This window comes from Streptomyces sp. NPDC002690 (genome assembly GCF_053592415.1).
In genome coordinates this window covers 1-3,541 of sequence record NZ_JBSFVR010000540.1, presented here as the reverse complement: position 1 = coordinate 3,541, position 3,541 = coordinate 1, and the positions used below count along the sequence as shown (strand labels likewise).

At 71.4% G+C, this 3,541-nt stretch carries 2 protein-coding genes; both read right to left on the bottom strand.

Features of this window, described 5'->3' with window-relative positions; translation table 11 throughout:
- Window positions 1-1,444: condensation domain-containing protein (locus ACWD3D_RS34825; protein WP_451464693.1), on the bottom strand; the 1,444-nt coding region annotated here is incomplete at its 3' end.
- A gap of 105 nt (window positions 1,445-1,549) precedes the next feature.
- Window positions 1,550-3,541: ATP-binding cassette domain-containing protein (locus tag ACWD3D_RS34820; protein ID WP_451464692.1), on the bottom strand; the 1,992-nt coding region annotated here is incomplete at its 5' end.

Below are 3,541 nucleotides of genomic sequence, written 5' to 3'. Positions count from 1 at the left end.
CCACCGCCACGGCATCCGGAACCCCGGACACCCGAGCCCGGAACAACTCCAACAAGCCCTCACCGGACACCCCGGCCACCGGACCCGCACCCAGCTCCGCCAACTCACCCCGCTCGTCGGCCGTCAGCAGATCGATACGGCCGACGGCCTCCTCCGGATCGCACTCCGCGACGGCGTCGAGCAGGGCGAGCAGCCGCTGCTGGTGCGCGGCGAGGTCGTCGTCGCCGTACGCCTCCGGAGCGCCGTGCAGTCTGAGGAGCGGGGGGTTGCCGTCCCGGTAGTCGAACACCCAGAGGGCCAGGTCGGTGGTCGACCCCGACACGAAGTGGTGGACCGAAGCAGGGTGTCCGGCGAAGCTCGGCCTGGCGTTGAAGGCCATGATGTTGACGATCAGCGGGAACGCCGTGCCGATGCCTCCGGGTGCGCCGAGGTCGCGCAGCAGGTCCTCGCTGCGGTACCGCTCGTGCGCGACGGCCGTCTCGACCTCCCGGGCCACCTGGGCGACGAGGTCGCCCCAGGGCATGTCGGGACGTACGGTCAGTCGCAGGGGCACCACGTTGGACAGGGTGCCGGGCACGGTCATCAGACTGCGTCCGGAGTCCCGGCGGGCGGTGACGGGAAGGGCGAGCACGACGTCCTGGGCGCCGCTCAGCCGGTGGGCGTAGAGCGCCGTCGCCGCGATCACCAGACGGGACCACCGGACACCGGCCCGGTCGGCCGCGGCACGCAGCGCCGCAGGACTGCGCAGCTCCCGCTCCTCGGCCAGGCGCAGCGCCCGGTACGGGTCCGTCGCGGAGGTGGTGGTGAGCCGTGTCGGGGCGGGCAGATCCGCGAAGCGCTCGGTCCAGTAGGAGCGGTCGGCGGCGAAATCTGCGGAGCTGCGGTAGGCGGCGTCGCTGTCGACCAGGTCCCTCAGGGAGCCGAACGGGCAGGGCGCCACCTCGCCGCCCCCGGCCAGGGCCGAGTACACCTCGCCGACCCGCTGGCGGACCATGGAACTGCTGATCGCGTCCAGCACCAGGTGGTGGTAGTTCAGGTACCAGAGGAACTCGGTCGGCGACAGCCGGATCAACGCGTGTCCGAACAGCGGGTCGTGGGCCAGGTTTAACGGACGGGCGAGGTCCTGCTCCATCCATCGCCCGGCCGCCGCCCGGGGATCCGGCTCCGCACCGAAGTCGAGGTGTGCGGGCTCCCACTCCCAGGTCTCGCGGAGGATCTGGCGCGGGCCTTCGCCGTCGTCGGCGAAGGTCACGTGCAGGGCGTCGACCTCGTCCACGACCCGGCGCAGCGCGGTTTCGAAGAGCTCAGGATCGACCGGTCCGTGGATCTCCACACACTCACCGACCCGGTAGCCGGGAATCGGTGTCCGGGAGCCCTGCTCGGCGAGCCAGATCTCCCGCTGGGCAGCGGTCAGGGAAAGGACGTCGCCGTCTCGACGGGACATGGGGGTACCTCCAGAAGTATGGGTGGGCATGCGCGCGCAGGGCGTGCCGACCGGGCCGGCCGCGGTGTGTGTCACGCGGTCGGCCGGGGCGGCCCGTGTCCGCGGTCAGGCGGCGATTTCGCCGGCCTGGAGCTGCCACAGGGACGTGTAGAGCCCGTGCTGGGCGAGAAGTTCGTCGTGGGTGCCTTGCTCGGCGACGATGCCGCGCTTGTCCATGACGTAGATCCGGTCGGCGTGGCGGACCGTGGAGAGGCGGTGGGCGATGACGATCATCGTCCGGTCCACCGCGAAACCGCGCAGCGTGCGCTGGATGGCGGCCTCGGTCTCGTTGTCCACGGCGGAGGTGGCCTCGTCGAGGATGACGACCGGTGAGTCCTTGAGGATCGCGCGCGCCAGGGCGATCCGCTGCCGCTGGCCTCCGGAGAGCGTGGCGCCGCGTTCACCGATCAGCGTGTCGTAGCCGTCGGGCAGGGTGGCGACGAAGGTGTGCGCCTCGGCCATGGCGGCGGCCCTGAGCACATCCTCGTGCGAGGCGTCGAAGGTGCCGTAGCGGATGTTGTCGGCGATGCTGCCGTCGAAGAGGAAGGGGTCCTGCGCGACGAAGCCGATGGCGTGGCGCAGGTCGCGGCGCCGCAGGTCGCGGACGTCCCTGCCGTCGAGCAGTACCCGGCCGGATTCGGCGTCCTGGTAGCGCATCAGCAGTTTGGCGATCGTCGTCTTGCCCGAGCCGGTGGCGCCCACCAGGGCGGTGACCTGCCCGGCCGGGACGGTCAGCGAGAGGTCCTCCAGCGTCGCCGGGCGGCCGGGGTAGGCGAAGGTGACCTTGTCGAGGACGATCTCGCCCCGCACCTCGGCGGGTTCGAGCGTCCCCTCGCCACTGTCGATCTCGACGGGCAGGGCACGCAGGCGCTGGACCCGGTCGTAGGAGGCGAGGGTGCGCTGGTACTGGTCGGCGAGGCCGCCCAGCCGGCTCATCCGCATCAGCAGCATCTGGGGCAGCCCGATCAGCGGGCTGAACACCTCGAAGCGCAGGGTGCCGTTGAGTACCGATCGGCCACCGATCAGCAGGGTGCCGGCCATGGACGCGGTGGTGCAGGCCCGGACGGTCTCGGCGTGCCGGATCGTGCTCCGGTCGGCCTGGCGGCTGCTCTCCTGGACCGACTCGCTGAGCCCGTCGACGCGTGCGGCCTCGTAGTCCTCGGTGCAGAAGCTCTTGACGGTCGCACCGGCTTCGAGCGAGTTGATCACCTGGCTGCCGAGCCTGGCGCGGCGCTCGCCGGTGGCGGCGTAGGTGGCCGCGGCCTTGTTCTGGTGATGCAGTGAGAGCCAGGCGACTACCGGGATCGGCAGGAACGCGATCCAGGCGATCTGCGGTGCCAGCAGGAGGAACGCGGGCACCAGGACGGCGATGCTGGTGCCGAGTTGCAGCACGTCGTTGGCCGGACCGGCGAAGAAGGCGCCCAGTTGGCCCACGTCGTTGGTCAGGGTGCCGGTCACCCTGCTGGTCCGCTCGCCCTCCAGGTGGGCCAGTTCGAGGTGCTGGACGTGCCGGTACGTACGGCTCCGCCAGTCGTGCTCGATGTCCTGGCCGAGCCGGCGCCATTGCAGGTTCGAGGCGTAGGAGAGGCCGGCCACCGCGGCACAGGCGGCGGCCACCAGCCCTGCCAGGCCGAGGAGTTGGGCGGAGGCGGTGGTCAGGCCGAGGCTGACCAGCGGAGCCGCCTCGCCCTTGATGAGGACGAGTCCGGTCCATCCGAGGAAGGTGCCGAGCGCCATCTCCGCCGCCTGGCAGGCGACGGACAGGGCGGCGGCCCGGTAGAGGCGGCGGCGGTGCGGTCCGACGATCTCCAGCAGGGGGTGGCGTTCGGCACCGGGCCCGGCCGCGTGCCGGGACGTCTCGGTCGTCTGGCGCCAGGCTTTCCGGAGGACGATCGCGGTCGCCGCGGCGATCCCGCCCGCGGCCACCAACTGCTTGCTCCTCGCCGACCCCTTGACCCCTGGATTGAAGTCGGCGTTGTGGAGCAGCCCGAACTCCCGGTTGTTGATCAGCTCGTGCTCCTGGCGCTCCCGCAACGCCTCGATGGTGAGCCTGAGCTG